Here is a 16,669-nt window from a genome sequence, read left to right on the forward strand (position 1 = left end):
GGGATGGACCGCAGGACAACGAGTCTTACGTCACGACACTCCGGACTTTTTGCCAGCCGTTAGCTCGTCCAGTCCGAGAGCTTCCATTGCCGGGCGATACCGCGCTCCACCAGCTCGGTGATCTCCTCGGCGCAGTCCGGCGGCGACATCTTCAACCCGTCCAGCGAGGCGACCCGAGCGGCCAGCGTCACACTGCTCAGCAACCAAACGCTCTCGGCGGTAATCAGATCCGCGGTGAAGAACGACTCATAGCGACACTCCCACCCGGTCTTCTCGGCCTCGGCGAACAATGCGCGCTGGGTGATGCCGGGGAGCACGCCGCTGCGCGCGGGCGGGGTCAGCAATTGCTTCTCGCGCTGGATGACCACGGTGGAACGCGGACCCTCGAGTACGCGGTGTTCGGTGCTGGTGAAGATGACGTCGTCGGCATTCATGCGCGCCGCAAATCGCAGCGCCGCCATATTCGTGGCATAGGACAGCGTTTTCGCCCCGAACAACAACCAGGGCGCGTTCTGGGCCAGATCGACCGAGACGCCGCGGGTCAGGGTGATCGCCGAAATGCCCTCGGCGCGCGCCTTGTTCACCCGGTCGGGCACGGGCACGACCAGAACGAAGGCGGTGCCCTGCTCGGCCTCGACACCGTCGCGGCCCCGGGTCAGGACCAGGCGCAACGTGCCCTCGCGCTCGCTGCCCCACTCCTTGGCCGCGGTCTCCACCGCGGAGCGCCACCGCGCGAGATCGGGTTCGGGTAGATCCAGTGCCTCGGCCGAGCGCCGCAGCCGGGCCAGATGTAATTCGAGCGCGCACGCCTTGCCGTCGCGCACCAGCACCGTTTCGAAGACACCGTCGCCGCGCAGCACGCCGATGTCATCCGCATGAATCGACGGCTCCTCCGGATCCCGGACCACGCCGTCGAGTGTCACCAGAACTCGATCCACCATGCGAGGAAGCCTAGGCGAACAGACCGCAGCGCGAGGGGGTACCGAACCGCCGGTATATAAATGTCCACCAAAGCCTGAGGCTCGCAATTCACGATGCGCCGAAGTGGGAATTATGGTCAGGCATTCGACGTGATACACATCACACCTGGTCGGTTATTTGGACCGAAGCAATCTCGCAGCAGCGACCGCCCGGACACCGCCCCGATCCGGCCCGCGGGCGCAGCACCTATTGTTGAAGCGTGTCCGTGGTTGCTCCGCCCAGTCCATTACTGACCGTCCCGGGGGCCGTCGCGGGCCCGCCCGACACTCCCGACGCCGCGGTGGCATGGCATTACGGCGATCCGTTCGCCGAGCAGCGGGCCGCGGCCCAGCGGGTGGCCGTGATCGACCGCTCCCATCGCTTCGTCGCCACCATCACCGGCCGCGAGCGCCTGACCTGGCTGCACACCATCTCCAGCCAGCACATCGCCGAACTGGCCGACGGGCATTCGGCGGAGAATCTGGATCTGGACCTCAATGGCCGCGTGCAGCACCACTTCGTGCTCACCGATCTGGACGGCACGCTGTGGCTGGACACCGAGGGTGAGCGCGGGCCCGCACTGCTGGAATATCTACGGAAGATGGTCTTCTGGGCCGATGCCAAGCCGCAGGCCGAGCCCGAGTACGCCGTACTGAGCCTGCTCGGCCCCGAGGTGGGCACGCTGCGCGCGGCCCTCGGAGTCGAGGAACTGCCCGGGGTGTACGCCGCGACGCCGCTGCCCGGCGGCGGCTTCCTGCGCCGGATGCCGTGGCCCACAGCCGATTCCTTCGATCTGATCGTCCCGCGCGCCGAACTGACCCGGTGGTGGACGCGGCTCACCGAGGCCGGTGCCGCACCGGCGGGACTGTGGGCCTTCGAGGCGTTGCGGGTGGCCGCGTTGCGCCCGCGCGTCGGTGTCGACACCGACGACCGGACGATTCCGCACGAGGCCCGCTGGATCGGCGGCGTCACCGAATACGGTTCGGTACATCTGGACAAGGGCTGCTATCGCGGCCAGGAGACCGTCGCGCGCGTGCACAACCTGGGTAAACCGCCGCGGCAACTGGTCCTGCTGCACCTGGACGGCTCCGCCGACGCGCGCCCGGTCACCGGCGATCCGGTCACCGCGGGCGGCCGTCCGGTCGGCCGCCTCGGCACGATCATCGATCACTTCGAATGGGGTCCGATCGCGCTGGCCCTGGTGAAGCGGACCATCCCCGCCGACACCCCGCTCGAGGCCGGGCCGATGGCCGCGTCCATCGATCCGGATTCCGTTCTCGCCGACGACGCGCCCCAGGCGGGCCGCCTCGCGGTCGACCGGCTGCGTGGCCGATGACAGCCCCCGACCCGACCCGGCGGACGCCGGGGGAGATCGGCCGCGTGCTGGCGGTATGTGTCGTGCACGCCGAGCTCGAACTCCCGGCGAAGGTGAGCCGCGTCGGCCGCACCGCCATCGATAAGCGCCCGATGCCGGGCCGGGTGGGGGTGCGCGCGCTCGGGCTCGACGGCGATCACGTCTGCAACACCAGGGACCACGGCGGCATCCATCAGGCCGTGTACGCCTATGCCGACGAGGACGCGCGACGGTGGGGCGCGGAGCTCGGCCGGGAGCTGGCCTACGGCTGGTTCGGCGAGAATCTGCGGATCAGCGGCCTGCCCGTCAGCGATGCGGTATTCGGTGAGCGCTGGTCGATCGGCGATACCCTACTCGAGGTGAGTGCCCCGCGGGTGCCCTGTGCGACCTTCGGCCACTGGAGCGGCGAGCAGCGCTGGGTCAAGCGCTTCACGCTGCGGGCCGATACCGGGGCCTATCTGCGGGTGCTGACCGAGGGCAGCATCGGCGCGGGCGACGAGGTCCGGGTCGAGCACATTCCCGAGCACGGCATCACCGTCCGGGAACTGTTCACCGGCGCCGATCCCGATCGGCTGGAGCTGCTGCTCGCGGCCGAACCGACCATCCACGACGACATTCGAACACAGGTGGCACGGCACGCGCGCCGCCGACCGGAAAGGACCCAGGTGAACGAGGCGAGCGAGGCATCGGCATGAGTGTGGATCTGGTCGAGGTGGTGCGGTCCGGCTTCCGCGAATGCGTGCATCGGGGCTCGGTGGTGGTCATCGGCGCCGACGGCGAGCCGACGATCGCGCTCGGCGAGGTGCATCTGCCGATCTTCCCGCGGTCGACCAACAAGCCGATGCAGGCGATCGCGCTGCTGCGCAACGGTTTCGAACCGATCGACGACGCGGAGCTGGCCATAGCGACCGCCTCGCACTTCGGTGAGCCCGACCACCTCGCGCTGGTGCAGCGGCTGCTCGACCGGTTCGGCCACACCGAGGAGCAGCTGGAATGCCCGCCCGACCTGCCGGTGGACGAGCAATCCCGGGCCGAGGCGCTGGCCGGGCGGGACCGCGCCAAGGCCGCCCGCCGCAGCTATATGAACTGCTCGGGCAAACACGCCGCCATGCTCGCGACCTGCGCGATCAACGGCTGGCCGACCGAGGGATATCTGGACGCGGCCCATCCGCTGCAGCGGGCCGTGACCGCGACCATCGTGGAGATCACCGGCGAACCGGAGACCGACCTGGGCATCGATGGCTGTGGCCTGCCGATCGTGCCGGTGTCGCTGGTGAACCTGGCCCGCGCCTACGCCGGGTTCGTCACGGCCGCGCCCGGCACCCCCGAACGCCGGGTCGCCGACGCCATTCGCGCCCATCCGCGAGTGATTTCGGGCACGGACGCACCCGACCTGCTGACCATGTCCGCGACCCCCGGACTGGTCTGCAAGATCGGTGCGGACGGGGTGCACGTCGGCGCGCTGCCGGACGGCCGGGCCTTCGCCTACAAGATCGACGACGGCCACGACCGCGCGCGAATGCCGCTGACGCAGGCGATTCTCCAGCGGATGGGGGTCGAATGGACCGACACGCATGCGGAATTGGCGGCCCCGCCCGTGCTCGGCGGCGGTGCCAGAGTGGGTGTGATTCGGGCGATTCCGGGCGTGCTCTGAGGTCCGCGTCGCGGAGGCGACAACCGGGCAAACTCGACCGGTTCCCGAGTCATCCCCCACTCCTGGAAGCGCGACCGCCGGACACACGCTAAAGTGTCTGTCAGGAAGAGTATTAATTCGAACGGGGCCGCCAAACCACCCCAGGCCGCCCCGCAGTGACGCGAGGGGGTCAGCCATGGGCCGTGGCCGGGCTAAGGCAAAGCAGACCAAGGTCGCCCGCGAGCTCAAGTACAGCTCGCCGACGACCGACTTCGCGAGCCTTCAGCGCGAGCTCTCGGGACACTCCCGTGACTCGCACCGCAGTGGAGTGCTTTCCGACGACTCTGACGACGGCAAGCCGCCCTGGGAGGAAGACGACGACTACGACGACTGGCGCCGCTGACTCGGATCGACGTGCGAAGGGGGAGGCCGGAGGAGGCCTCCCCCTTCGCACGTCGATCGAACGTCTAGCCGCCGTCTTCGGCAGTTTCCGCTTCCGAGCTGAGGGTTCGCCACACCGATCCGACTCCGGTCGGGACCTCGGTGGATCCAGTCGTACCCGCCCACGAAAATGTCATTCCGGCAGCGGAATTGGCAACTGTGCCGGCAATATGAAAACGCCTCCGATGCGCGGGTCGTAACCTGACGCGCCGGAGGCGTTTTCGTCGCTCAGAAGCGCGGATGCTCGCCCACCAGCACGACGCGCTCGGCGTCGGCGTCCTTGGACTTCTTCACCGTGCCCAGCGTCCAGCAGTCGATGTGGCGGGCGGTCAGCACGGCCAGGGCGCGGTCGGCGTCCTCCGGCGCGACCACCGCGACCATGCCGACGCCCATGTTGAAGGTCTTCTCCATCTCCGGGCGCTCCACGCGACCGCGCTGGGCGATCATCTTGAACACCGGCGCGGGATTCCAGGTGCCGCGGTCGAGTTCGGCCACCAGGCCCGCGGGTAGTACGCGCGCCAGGTTGTTGGCCAGACCGCCGCCGGTGACGTGTGCGAACGTCCGGACATCGGTCTCGGCCACCAAGGCCAAGCAGTCCTTGGCGTAGATCTTTGTCGGCTCGAGCAACTCCTCGCCGAGCGTGCGGCCGAACTCCTCGACGTGGCCGGACAGCGACATCCGGTCGATCTCCAGTAGCACCTTGCGGGCCAGGCTGTAGCCGTTGGAGTGCAGACCCGAGGAGCCCATCGCGATGACGACATCGCCCGGGCGCACCCGATCCGGACCGAGTACGGCGTCGGCCTCGACCACACCCACGCCCGTGGCGGAGATGTCGTAGTCGTCGGCGCCCATCAGGCCCGGATGCTCGGCCGTCTCGCCGCCGAGCAGGGCGCAACCCGCCTGGACGCAGCCCTCGGCGATGCCGGACACGATCTGGGCGACCCGCTCGGGCACCACCTTGCCGACGGCGATGTAGTCCTGCAGGAACAGCGGTTCCGCGCCGCAGACGACCAGATCGTCGACGACCATGGCGACCAGGTCCAGCCCGACCGTGTCGTGCTTGTCCATCGCCTGCGCGACCGCGATCTTGGTACCGACCCCGTCGGTGGAGGCGGCCAGCAGCGGCTCGCGATAACCACCCTTGAGCGCGAACAATCCGGCGAAACCGCCCAGCCCGCCCTGCACCTCGGGCCGGCTGGCCTTGCGCGCCAGGGGCGCGAACAGCTCGACCGCACGGTCGCCGGCCTCGATATCCACGCCGGCCGCGGCGTACGAGGCGCCACCAACCGGGCTGTCCACACTCGGGGTCTGCTCAGTCATTTTCGGGGAAAGCTCCAAACCGAATCGGCGGATAGATGCCTGATCACGCTACCGGAGACGGATAACGAGACTGCACCGGTATGGGCTGTCGTTCAGGTGGACCTTCAGTTCGGTTAGCCGCCGCTGTCCAGCCCCGAAGACAGATCCACCCTGGGTATCATTGACATACATTCCGAATGTATGTGAGCGTGGAAGGGTCATCACCCCCGCTTTCGGAGGCAAGTATGGGAATCAGCGGCGCACTCGGCCCGGCCAAGCAGGTGGATCTGTCCGGCGGGCGCATCAACTACCACGAGACCGGCTCCGGCGCTCCGGTCGTCTTCGTGCACGGACTGCTGGTCAATGCCGATCTGTGGCGCAAGGTGGCGCCCGGGGTGGCGGCGGCCGGGCATCGGTGCATCGCGCCGGACTGGCCCTTCGGCGCGCATTCGATTCCGATGCCCGATGCGGACCTGTCGCCGACCGGCGTGGCGGATCTGATCGCGGAATTCCTGGAGCGGCTCGACCTGCGCGATGTGACCCTGGTGGCCAACGACACCGGCGGCGGGATCACGCAGATCATGTTGACCCGCAATCGTTCCCGGGTGGGCCGGGTGGTGCTCACCGACTGCGACGCCTACGAGAAGTTCTTCCCGCAGCCGTTCGCGCCGCTGCCGCGCCTGGCCGCCGTGCCCGGACTGCTGACCGCGCTGCTGCAGACCCTGCGGCTGCGGGTGGTCCAGCGCTCGCCGCTGGGCTTCGGGCTGGTCAGCAAGCGGCCCGCGCCCGCGGAGATCGTGAACTCCTATCTGCTGCCGAGCCGGAACTCCGCGGCCATCCGGGCGGACCTGCGGCGGTTTCTGCGGGGCGTGCACAGGCGCCACACCCTCGCCGCGGCCGAACGGTTCCCCGCCCTGCAGCTGCCCGTGCTGCTGGCGTGGGCGCGCGAGGACCGGGCGTTCACCGTGTCCCTCGCCGAGCGGCTGGCCCGCGACCTGCCGGACGCGACGCTACGGCTGATCGACGATTCGTACACCTTCGTCCCCGAGGACCAGCCGGAGTTGCTCACCGAGTTGATCGTGGAGTTCACTCGGCTGCATGCCGCGACGTAGTCAGGAGGATCGTTCCCGCGCCACCCGTGCCGCGCTCGAACAGGCCGGTCGCCGCCTGTTCGCCGAGCACGGGTATGCCCGGGTCTCGGCCGCGCAGATCGTCGCCGCGGCCGGGGTGACCCGCGGCGCGCTGCAGCACCACTACGGCGACAAGCGCGGGCTGTTCCTGGCCGTACTCGAACAGCTGGAGTCGGACAACGCCGCCGAAATCACCCGGGCCATCGCCGAATTGCCCGATCCCGCCGATCTCCCCGCCGCGATGGCCGTCGGCCTGCGCACCTTCCTGGAGCAATGCCGCCGCACCGAAACCGTGCGCATCGCGATGTCCGACGCCCTCACGGTGCTGGGCTGGGAGGGCTGGCGCGAGCTGGAGCGCCGCTATGGGCTCGGCCTGATCACCGACATGCTCGACCGTGCGACCCGGGCCGGCGTGGTCACCCCCGCACCCGTCCACGTGCTGGCTCAGCTGATCCTCAGCGCGGTCACCGAGGCGGGCATGATCATCGCCCACGCCGAGGATCCGGACACCGCGCGACTCGAGGCCGAACAGAGCATGCTGCTCCTGCTCGGCGGCATTCTGCGCACCCCCTGAGCGGCGAACACCCGGGCGACGGCGTCCGGCACCGGCCGTCGGACCGGGTGTCCACCCGAACCGGTTGCGCCGGGCACACCGGGGAGTTCGTTCGGGGCGAAATCCTCGGCGGCACAACCGGTTCAGCCCTCCGCCGATAATCGGCGAAGGCGTCTACCCGCTGTGGTCGGTCGCGAACAGGGCGGCCGTGGCCTCGCGGCGACGGCGCTGTTCGACCGGGTCGGGTACCGGGACTGCCGCCACGAGGCGCTGCGTGTACTCCTGGGTGGGGTTGCGCAGAATCTCGTCGCGGGTGCCCTGTTCGACCACGGCGCCGTTGCGCAGCACCGCGATCCGGGCGGACAGCTGATCGACCACGGCCAGGTCGTGGCTGATGAACAGGCACGCCCAACCGCATTCGCGCTGCAGCTGCGCGAACAGCTCCAGCACCTTGGCCTGCACCGAGACGTCCAGGGCGCTGGTCGGCTCGTCCGCGATCAGCAGATCCGGATCCAGGATCAGCGCCCGGGCCAGGCTCGCACGCTGCCGCTGTCCGCCGGAAAGCTCGTGCGGATAACGGTTCTCGGTGCCCGCGGGCAGTTGCACGTCGTCGAGCAGCCGCCGCACCCGCGTGCGCAGCGCCTCACCGTTGGCGGCGCGATGCACCACGAGCGGTTCGGCCACGCACTGGCCCACGGTCAGCCGCGGATTCAGCGAGGTCGCCGGGTCCTGGAACACGAAGCCCAGCCGCTTGCGCATCGGCCGCAGCTGCCGCTCCGACAGCCCGGTCAACTCCTGCCCGTGCACGGTGATCACACCGCTGGTCACCCGCTGTAAACCGGCGACGCAGCGGCCGATCGTGGACTTGCCCGAACCGGATTCGCCGACCAGGCCGAGGGTTTCGCCGCGGCCGATGGTGAGGCTGACGTCGTCGACCGCGCGGAACGAGGAACGACCCAGCGCACCGGGGAACTCCACCGTCAGATGCGACACCTCGAGCACGGTCTCGGCGGCGACCTCCGGATCGATCGGCACCTCGTCGACGGGCCGCTCGGCCACGACGGCCGCGATGCCCTTCTCCGGCAGCGGCGCCCCGGGAGTCACCGGCCCGTCGGTCGGCTTCAGGCCCGCGCCCAGATGTGGGACCGCGGCCAGCAGATCGCGGGTGTACTGCTCCTTCGGATTCCCGAAAAGCTCGTTCACCGTGGCGGTTTCGACCACCCGCCCGGCCCGCATCACGACCACGCGATCGGCGAGGTCGGCGACCACGCCCATATTGTGGGTGATGAGCACGATGGCCGCGCCGATGCGATCGCGCAGATCCCGCAGCAGCTCCAGGATCTCGGCCTGCACGGTCACGTCCAGCGCCGTGGTGGGCTCGTCGGCGATGATCACCCTGGGCTCGCACGCGATGGCGATGGCGATCATCACGCGCTGCTTCTGCCCGCCCGAGAGCTGATGCGGGTAGTAGTCGACGCGATGCTCCGGATCGGGCAGCCCGACCAGGCGCAACAGCTCCACCGCCCGCGCCTTGGCCGCCTTGCGGCTCATATCGCCGTGCGCCCGCAGCGCCTCCATGATCTGAAAGCCGACGGTGAACAGCGGGTCCAGAGCCGCGCCCGGCTCCTGGAAGATCATCGAGATCTCGCCGCCGCGCAGTGCGGTCAGCTGCTTCTCCGACATCGAGGTGATCTTGTCGGAGCCGACGGTGACCAGTCCCCGCACCCGAGCGGTCTTGGGCAGCAGACCCATCGCGGTGCGCGAGCTGACCGACTTGCCCGAGCCGGACTCGCCGACGATGGCCAGCACCTCGCCCGGATACACCTCGTAGGACACGTCCGAGACCGCGTCGACGGCCCCGGCATCGGTGGCGAAGGTGACCGACAGCGATCGGATCGCCAGCGCCGTATCCTTCTTCACCACAACGGTTTCAGTCATCCGAGCCCTCCTGGGTGGACGCCGGGGCGGTGACCGCGCGCCGGGTCCGCAGCAGCGGATTGAGCACCTCGTTGAGGCTCTCACCCACCAGTGTCATGCCCAGCACCACCAGCACGATCGCGGTGCCGGGGAAGACGCCGGTCCACCAGATCCCATTGGACACATCGGCCAGGGCCTTGTTCAGGTCGTACCCCCACTCCGAGGCCTGGGTGGGCTCGATGCCGTAGCCCAGGAAGCCCAGGGCCGCCAGGGTCAGGATCGCCTCCGAGCCGTTGAGGGTGATGATCACCGGCAGCGACTGGGTGACATTGGGGAAGATGTGCCGAAACAGGATGCGCCCGATCGGCGCGCCGGTCACCCGCGCGGCGTCGACGTACGGTTCGGTCTTCACCGAAATCGTCGCGTTTCGCACCACGCGGAAGTACTGCGGCACGAAGATCACCGTGATCGCCACGGCCGCCGACAGCACGCCGCCGAAGCTCGACGACTGACCGCCCGCCACCACGATCGAGACCACGATCGCCAGCAGCAGCGTCGGAAACGCGTACATGGCATCCATGAACAGCGTCAGCACCCGGTCCACCCAGCGTCCGACATAACCGGAAACCAGGCCCAGCGGCACCCCGACCACCAGCGACAACACCAGCGAGATCGCGATGACCCACAATGCCGTTCGCGCGCCGAACACCACCCGGGAGAACACGTCCTCCCCACGCACCGAGGTGCCGAACCAGTGCTGCGCCGACGGCGCGGCCTGTCGCGCGAAATCCGTTCCGCCCTCGGAGGTCTGGGCGAAGTCGTACGGTGCGATCAGGGGTGCGAACACCGCGACGACGACGAACAGGCCGATCAGCGCGAGCCCGGCGATGAGTGTGATCCGCTGCAGCCCCGAGGTCATGGTGAACAGCCGCAGGCCCGGAATGCCCCGGCGTGGCACCGGTGTGACGACCGCGGGTTCGGTCGCCACGATCATTTCGGATGCGGTCATCAGAACCTCACCCTCGGATCGATCAGCGCCACCAGCACGTCCACCAGGAAGCTCATCACCGCGACCACCAGAGCGAGGAAGGCCACAATGCCCTGCACCGCAACGAAATCGCGCGCCTGCAGATACTGCGCGAGCTGATAGCCCAGACCCTTCCACTCGAAGGTGATCTCGGTCAGCACCGCACCGCCCAGCATCATCGCGATCTGCATGCCCATCACGGTCACGATCGGAATCATGGCGTTGCGGAAGGCATGTCGGCCCACCACCACGCGCTCGCTCAGCCCACGGGCGCGGGCGGCGTCGACGAAATCGCCGCGCAGCGTTTGGATCAGGTTGATCCGCACCAGGCGCAGGAATACACCCGCGGTGAGCAGGCCGAGCGCGATGGCAGGCAGAATCGCGTGTTCGACCACATCCCACAGATAGCCGCTGTCGCCGTAGAGGATCGCGTCGACGAACAGGATGTTCGTCTTCGGCGAGACGTTCTGCAGCGCCAGTTCCACATGGGTACTGGCCCGTCCGGCCACCGGCAGCCACCCCAGCGAGATCGAGAACAGCAGCTTCAGCAGCAGGCCGACGAAGAACACCGGCGCCGCGTAGACCAGGATGCCGAACAGCCGCAGGCCCACATCGGCGGCCCGGTCGCGGCGCCGGGCGGCGTAGCGGCCCAGCGGAACCCCGACGATGAACGCCACGATCAGCGCCCACACCACCAGCTCCAGCGTCGCCGCGCCGTAGTTTCCGATGATCTCACCGATCGCCCGATTGTCCTGGGAGTGACCGAAATCCCCGCGCAGCAGTCCGGAGATGTAGTCCCAGTACTGGGCCAGGATCGGCCGGTTGAACCCGGCCGCCTCCTTGCGCGCCTCGATCTGGTCCGGTGGGAGCCGCCCGCCCAGCGCGGCGCTGATCGGGTCGCCCACGACCCGCATCAGGAAGAACACGACCGTCACCAGAATCCATGCCGTCGGCACGATCAGCAACAGCCGCAGCCCCAGGTACCGCGCCAATACACCGTAGCGGGATCGGCCGCGGCCCTGGGACTTTCGTGGGTCAGGAGCGGGGGCGGCAGGCTCCTGCTCTAGTGCCGCCGTCACTTGCTCAGCACGCTGTAGCGGAACTTGGTCGACGGATCCAGGGTGGAATCGACGCCCTGGACATTCTTGGCCGAGACCGCGATCTGCTTACCGGACAGCAGCGGCAGGGTCGGAATGTGCTTCTCCGCCAGTTCCTTCTGCACCTGCTGGATCTGCGCCAGGCGCTTGTCGCGGTCCGGCTGGGTCACCTCGCCGATCAGCTGGGCGGTGATGGCCGGATCCTCGAAGTGGTTCTGCAGGAAGTTGTTCGGGGCGAAGAACGGGGTCAGATAGTTGTCCGCGTCGGGGAAGTCCGGGAACCAGCCCATCTGGTAGACGGGGTAGCCGTCGCGGGCGCGTTCCTTCTGGTAGGTCACCCATTCGGTGGACTGCAGATTGATCTTGAACAGACCGGTCGCGTCCAGCTGGTTCTTGATCGCCGCGTACTCCTCCGAGCTGGACGAGCCGTAGTGATCGGGGTTGTACTGCAGGTTGATCTGCACCGGGGTCGCGACCCCGGCGTCGGCCAGGAGTTTGGCCGCCTGCTCCCGGTTCGGCTTGGTGCCGTAGAGGTCCTTGAACGGCTCTACCGCGCCCGGGAAGCCCTTGGGCACAAAGGAATACGCGGGAGCGAAGGTGCCCTTGTAGACCTCGGTCGACAGCGCGTCACGATCGATGCTCGACGCCATGGCCTTGCGGATCGCCAGCTTCTGCTCCGGCGTGTTGCCCGGCATGGTGTTGAAGTTGAACACGATGTAGCGCAGCTCGCCGCCGAGCCCCTCGTGGATGGCGATCTTGTCGTCCTTGCGCAGCGAATCCATATCGGTCGGGGTGAGCGTCCGATAGGCGACGTCGATGGCGCCGTTCTGCAGATCGAGCTTGAGGTTGTCGCTCGACGCGTAGTACTTGGCCGAGACGGTCTTGGTCTTCGGCGCGCCGAGGATGCCGTTGTAGCCCGAATTCGCCTCGTACTGAACGAGTTTGTTCTTGTCGAAGCTGGTGATGACGTACGGCCCGGAGAAGGGCTTGGCCTTCACGATGGCGCCGTCGTCCATGACCTTGTCGGCCGGAAAGGTCTTCTCGTCCACGATCGGACCGGCCTGGGTGGCCAGCACCGCCGGGAAGGTCTGGTCGTTGCCGTTCTTGAGCGTGAAGGCGACGGTCAGATCGTTGACGGCCTCGGTCTTGTCCAGGTTGCCCAGCAGCGAGGCCGGGCCGTTCGGATCGTTGATCCGCAGCATCCGATCGAAGGAGAACTTCGCGCTCTGCGCGGTCAGGGCATTGCCGTTGGCGAACTTCAGGCCCGACTTGAGGGTGCAGGTGAACACGGTCGGGCTGGTGAACTCACACTTCTCGGCCGCATCCGGCTTGGGTGTGGTGTCGCCCGGCGCGAAGTTCAGCAGATGCTGATAGATCTGTGTTTCGGGAACGTAGGAGCCCTGATCGTAGGCGGCGGCCGGATCCAGGGCGAAAATCTTGTCGGTGGTGCCGACGACCAAGCCGTTGTCGCCGCCGCCCCCGGTGCGACCGGAACCGCACCCCGCTAGCGCCGCCAGGGTCAGGCTCGCAACCCCAACTGCCGCAAGGCTTCTGACTCGACCCGACCGGGCCCACGACCCCTGTGTCGAAAACCGCATGACTGTCCCAACTTCTCGCATCGCGACACACCCACCCTGGATCACAGGTTGGGTGCGGCCGCGGTGAACTTCGTATGGCCGGGACAGTACCGCCAGTCCGTTGCGGATATGTTGCGTTTCGCAACAATTAGTTTCGTGCTACGTCGAAAATCAACTGCGCGGGGGCGTTTGCGCAGGAAAACCTTCAGGGCCGACTGAGTGCGCTCGCGTTGGCGTTGTCGCTCAGCAGTTCCGACTCGGACTTGCCCGAGAGGATCCCCTCGAGCACATTCTTACCGATGGCCGCCTCGGTCGGCAGCGGAATCGGATAGTTGCCGTCGAAACAGGCGCTGCACAGCCGCGACGCGGGCTGCTCGGTGGCCGCGATCATGCCCTCGCGCGAGATGTAGCCGAGGGTGTCGGCGCCGATCGAGCGGCGCACGTTCTCGACCATCTCCTCGAAGGAGTCTCGAGACGACGGATCGGGTGCTGCGTCGTCGAGTCGCTTCGCGGGCTCCGCTCCTGCCCCGTTGGCGATGAGCTCCGCGCGCGAGGCGAAGTCGATGCCGTAGAAGCACGGCCACTTCACCGGCGGGGAGGCGATGCGGACATGGATCTCCACCGCGCCCGCCTCGCGCAGCATGCGGATCAGGGCGCGCTGGGTGTTGCCGCGCACGATGGAATCGTCCACGACGATCAGGCGCTTGCCGCGGATCACCTCGCGCAGCGGGTTGAGCTTGAGCCGGATGCCGAGCTGGCGGATGGTCTGACTGGGCTGGATGAAGGTGCGCCCGACATAGGCGTTCTTCATCAGGCCCTGGCCATAGGGCACGCCCGAACCCTGGGCGTAGCCGACCGCGGCCGGGGTGCCCGACTCCGGCACCGGGATGACCAGATCGGCCTCGACCGGATGCTCGCTCGCCAGGCGGCGGCCGATGTCCACCCGGGTGGCGTGCACCGAGCGTCCGGAGATCGTGCTGTCGGGGCGGGCGAGATAGACGTATTCGAAGACGCAGCCCTTGGGTTCGGGATTGGCGAAGCGCAGCGAGCGGACGCCGTCGGCGTCGATCGCCAGCAGTTCGCCGGGCTCGATCTCGCGCACGAACGAGGCCCCGACGATATCGAGTGCGGCGGTCTCGCTGGCTACCACCCAGCCACGGTCGAGCCGACCCAGGCACAGCGGCCGCACCCCGTGCGGATCGCGCGCGGCGTAGAGGGTGTGCTCGTCCATGAAGGTCAGGCAGAAAGCGCCGCGCAGGGTGGGCAGCAGCTCCATCGCGGCCTGCTCGATGCTCTTGTCGGCCGCGGCGTGGGCCAGCAGCGCGGTCATGACATCGGAGTCGGAGGTGGCCGCGAGCGCGCCGTTGGGTAAGCGGGTGGAGATCAGGCCCAATTCGCGGGCGCGCGCGGCCAGTTCGGCCGTATTGACCAGATTGCCGTTGTGGCCCAGGGCGATTCCGGTGCCGACCGCGGTGGTGCGGAAGATCGGCTGGGCGTTCTCCCAGGTGGTGGACCCGGTGGTGGAGTAGCGGCAGTGCCCGACCGCGACATGGCCGGGCATGGCGGCCAGCGTCTGCTCGTCGAACACCTGGCTCACCAGGCCCAGATCCTTGAACACCAGCACCTGCTGACCGTCGGCGACGGCGATGCCCGCCGCCTCCTGGCCGCGGTGTTGCAATGCGTAGAGACCGTAGTAGGTGAGTTTGGCCACATCCTCGCCCGGCGCCCAGACGCCGAACACACCGCACTCCTCGCGGGGCTCGTTCTCGTCCTGATCCGGCGTCCGGGCGGACGCGGATAGCAGCAGGTTGGGGCTGTCGACCGACAGATCGGCGTTGGTCACCGTTTGCTCCCTGTTCGGCGGGCGGGGGGCGAACCTCATTCTACGGGTCACCCGTCCGAATCCCACGGCGGGATCACCCGGATGGCAGGCCGTTTGCTGCTACGGTGCGACCGTGACGATCACCGAGCGTGCGGAAGCGAGTCCGAACCCCCGGCGACTGACCCCCATCCGCTGGGCCTTCCCGATCGTCGTGGTGACCCTGCTGGCCTCGCTGCTGGGCGTGATGTACCTCGACTACGTCGTCGACCCCGAGAAGAACCTGCACGATTTTCCGGTCGCGCTGGTGAACCAGGACGTCGGCGAGACCCTGGGCGCGCCCGGGCAGCAGAAGTACGTCAACTTCGGCGATCAGGTCGTCGAGGGGCTGCAGCGGGCGGTGCCCACGGACAAGATCGATCTGCGGGTGCTCGGGCTCAACGAGGCCCAGTTGCAGATGCAGTCGGCGCAGGTCTACGGCACGATCATCATTCCGGGCGACTTCTCCAAACGGCTCGGCAATCTCGGCGTCGGCAGCGTGGTGCCCGGGGACCTCGAGCGGCCGATCATCACGTTGCAGACCAATCCGCGTACCGGCGCGTTCGCGACGGCGATCCTGCAGCGCTTCGGCAACGAGGCGCTGACCCAGGTCGATGCCCAGGTCGGCAAGCAGCTCACCGAGCAGGTCCGCGCCCAGCTGACCCCGCCCCCGGGCGGGCCGCCCGCGCCGGAGCTGTCCGGGGCCACCCGGATCACGCTGGCCCATCCGGTGAACATCGTGACCGAGCAGTTCCGCCCGCTGCCGGGCGGTTCGGGTCAGGGCCTGACCGCGTTCTTCTACAGTCTGCTGTTGTTGTTGGTCGGCATGGTCGGGGCGATGATCATTCATCAGCTGATCGACTCGGCGCTGGGATATCTGCCGACCGAATGGGGCCCGTGGACCGTGCATCAGCCCGAGTTGCCGATCTCGCGGGTGCGCACGCTGCTGATCAAGTGGGCGGCGGTGGTGACCCTGGCCGCGATCGTCTCGGGGGTGTTCCTCGGCATCGGCGAGGCGCTGGGTATGCGGATCGACAAGCCGCTGGCGCTGTATCTCTACGGGGCGTTCGTAATCGCCACGGTGGGTATCACCTGCACCTCGATCCTGGCGGCCATCGGAACGGCCGGGCTGATCGTGAACCTGATCATCTTCATCATCCTCGGCCTGCCGTCCTCGGGCGGCACGGTGCCGATCGAGGCGACGCCGCACTACTTCGGCTGGCTGGCGAATTTCGAGCCGATGCATCAGGTGTTCCTGGGCGTGCGCTCGATCCTCTACTTCAACGGCGACGGCGCGGCCGGGTTCGAGCGAGGCTTCTGGATGACCGCGCTGGGGCTGGCGATCGGCCTGGTGCTGGGCCTGGTGATCACGCGCTACTACGACCGTCGGGGATTGCGGCGCAAGCCCGTCGGAGCGACGCCGAGCGCCGTGAGTTAGAGCGGCACGATCGGCAGCCAGTGGGCGATCTCGTCCGCTCGGATGCCGGAGGCACTGACCGCGCCCGCGTCGATCGCCCCCGCATAGTCGAGCAATCCCGTGGCCAGCAGCAGCCAGGTGCGGGGATCGGTCTCGACCACATTCGGGGGCGTGCCGCGGGTGTGCCGCGGCCCCTCGACGCACTGCACCGCCACGAACGGCGGCACCCGCACCTCGACCGAGGAACCCGGCGCGGCGGCCGCCAGCGCCCGGGCGGTGCCGCGCACCGCCGCCGCCAGTTCGGCGCGCGCGGGCGCGGGCGCCTGCTCATCACGCAGCCACTCGCCCACCGCGACAACCGCATTCCGCACCGCGGCGGGATCGCCAGCCGTTCGTCGTGCCATGT

At 68.3% G+C, this 16,669-nt stretch carries 15 protein-coding genes; 7 read left to right on the forward strand and 8 right to left on the reverse strand.

What is annotated here, in order from left to right:
* Nucleotides 1-59 precede the first annotated feature (59 nt).
* Nucleotides 60-941, reverse strand: coding sequence for an aminodeoxychorismate lyase (locus NDR87_RS05055; RefSeq protein ID WP_251909966.1), 882 nt, complete (start codon nucleotides 939-941; stop codon nucleotides 60-62).
* A gap of 239 nt (nucleotides 942-1,180) precedes the next feature.
* Between NDR87_RS05055 and NDR87_RS05060 the strand changes: the two genes are divergently transcribed.
* From NDR87_RS05060 to NDR87_RS05075, 4 genes are all read left to right on the forward strand, one after another.
* Complete coding sequence (locus NDR87_RS05060) at nucleotides 1,181-2,296, forward strand: folate-binding protein (RefSeq protein ID WP_251909965.1); 1,116 nt, start codon at nucleotides 1,181-1,183, stop codon at nucleotides 2,294-2,296.
* A complete protein-coding gene (locus tag NDR87_RS05065; protein WP_251909964.1) occupies nucleotides 2,293-3,009 on the forward strand; it encodes an MOSC domain-containing protein in 717 nt (238 codons plus the stop codon). Before NDR87_RS05060 ends, NDR87_RS05065 begins: the two co-directional genes overlap by 4 nt.
* On the forward strand, nucleotides 3,006-3,968 hold the full coding sequence (locus NDR87_RS05070) for an asparaginase (RefSeq protein ID WP_251909963.1): 963 nt from the start codon (nucleotides 3,006-3,008) through the stop codon (nucleotides 3,966-3,968). The genes NDR87_RS05065 and NDR87_RS05070 overlap by 4 nt, the downstream gene beginning before the upstream one ends.
* 175 nt (nucleotides 3,969-4,143) lie before the next feature.
* Nucleotides 4,144-4,350: a DUF3073 domain-containing protein gene (locus tag NDR87_RS05075; RefSeq protein WP_251909962.1), complete on the forward strand. Its 207-nt coding sequence runs from the start codon at nucleotides 4,144-4,146 to the stop codon at nucleotides 4,348-4,350.
* Nucleotides 4,351-4,616: 266 nt separating this feature from the next.
* Here the strand turns inward: NDR87_RS05075 and purM are convergent, their stop codons facing one another.
* Entirely contained in the window at nucleotides 4,617-5,708 is a 1,092-nt protein-coding gene (purM, locus tag NDR87_RS05080; RefSeq protein WP_251909961.1) for a phosphoribosylformylglycinamidine cyclo-ligase, read from the reverse strand.
* Between the two features lie 224 nt (nucleotides 5,709-5,932).
* On the opposite strand from purM, the gene NDR87_RS05085 reads away from it, so the two are divergent.
* Nucleotides 5,933-6,799, forward strand: a complete 867-nt coding sequence (locus NDR87_RS05085; RefSeq protein ID WP_251909960.1) for an alpha/beta fold hydrolase — start codon at nucleotides 5,933-5,935, stop codon at nucleotides 6,797-6,799.
* On the forward strand, nucleotides 6,786-7,391 hold the full coding sequence (locus tag NDR87_RS05090; RefSeq protein WP_251909959.1) for a TetR/AcrR family transcriptional regulator: 606 nt from the start codon (nucleotides 6,786-6,788) through the stop codon (nucleotides 7,389-7,391). Before NDR87_RS05085 ends, NDR87_RS05090 begins: the two co-directional genes overlap by 14 nt.
* A gap of 153 nt (nucleotides 7,392-7,544) precedes the next feature.
* Here NDR87_RS05090 and NDR87_RS05095 read toward each other — a convergent pair whose 3' ends face one another.
* From NDR87_RS05095 to purF, 5 genes are all read right to left on the reverse strand, one after another.
* Nucleotides 7,545-9,308 (reverse strand): ABC transporter ATP-binding protein, encoded by a 1,764-nt coding sequence (locus tag NDR87_RS05095; protein ID WP_251909958.1) that lies wholly within the window; start codon nucleotides 9,306-9,308, stop codon nucleotides 7,545-7,547.
* Nucleotides 9,301-10,296, reverse strand: coding sequence for an ABC transporter permease (locus tag NDR87_RS05100; RefSeq protein ID WP_372494088.1), 996 nt, complete (start codon nucleotides 10,294-10,296; stop codon nucleotides 9,301-9,303). Before NDR87_RS05100 ends, NDR87_RS05095 begins: the two co-directional genes overlap by 8 nt.
* Nucleotides 10,296-11,306: an ABC transporter permease gene (locus NDR87_RS05105; protein WP_251909957.1), complete on the reverse strand. Its 1,011-nt coding sequence runs from the start codon at nucleotides 11,304-11,306 to the stop codon at nucleotides 10,296-10,298. Before NDR87_RS05105 ends, NDR87_RS05100 begins: the two co-directional genes overlap by 1 nt.
* An 83-nt stretch (nucleotides 11,307-11,389) precedes the next feature.
* Complete coding sequence (locus NDR87_RS05110) at nucleotides 11,390-13,009, reverse strand: ABC transporter substrate-binding protein (RefSeq protein ID WP_308212048.1); 1,620 nt, start codon at nucleotides 13,007-13,009, stop codon at nucleotides 11,390-11,392.
* 184 nt (nucleotides 13,010-13,193) lie between these two features.
* Nucleotides 13,194-14,831, reverse strand: coding sequence for an amidophosphoribosyltransferase (purF, locus tag NDR87_RS05115; RefSeq protein WP_251909955.1), 1,638 nt, complete (start codon nucleotides 14,829-14,831; stop codon nucleotides 13,194-13,196).
* Nucleotides 14,832-14,949: 118 nt separating this feature from the next.
* Here purF and NDR87_RS05120 point away from each other — a divergent pair, with 118 nt between their 5' ends.
* Nucleotides 14,950-16,284: a DUF3533 domain-containing protein gene (locus NDR87_RS05120; protein WP_308212057.1), complete on the forward strand. Its 1,335-nt coding sequence runs from the start codon at nucleotides 14,950-14,952 to the stop codon at nucleotides 16,282-16,284.
* Here NDR87_RS05120 and NDR87_RS05125 read toward each other — a convergent pair.
* Complete coding sequence (locus NDR87_RS05125; protein ID WP_251909953.1) at nucleotides 16,281-16,667, reverse strand: sterol carrier family protein; 387 nt, start codon at nucleotides 16,665-16,667, stop codon at nucleotides 16,281-16,283. The two genes, NDR87_RS05120 and NDR87_RS05125, sit on opposite strands and share 4 nt — an antisense overlap.
* Nucleotides 16,668-16,669 lie beyond the last annotated feature (2 nt).

It is taken from the genome of Nocardia sp. CDC159 (genome assembly GCF_023740735.1).
In the GTDB taxonomy this organism is placed as follows: domain Bacteria; phylum Actinomycetota; class Actinomycetes; order Mycobacteriales; family Mycobacteriaceae; genus Nocardia; species Nocardia pulmonis.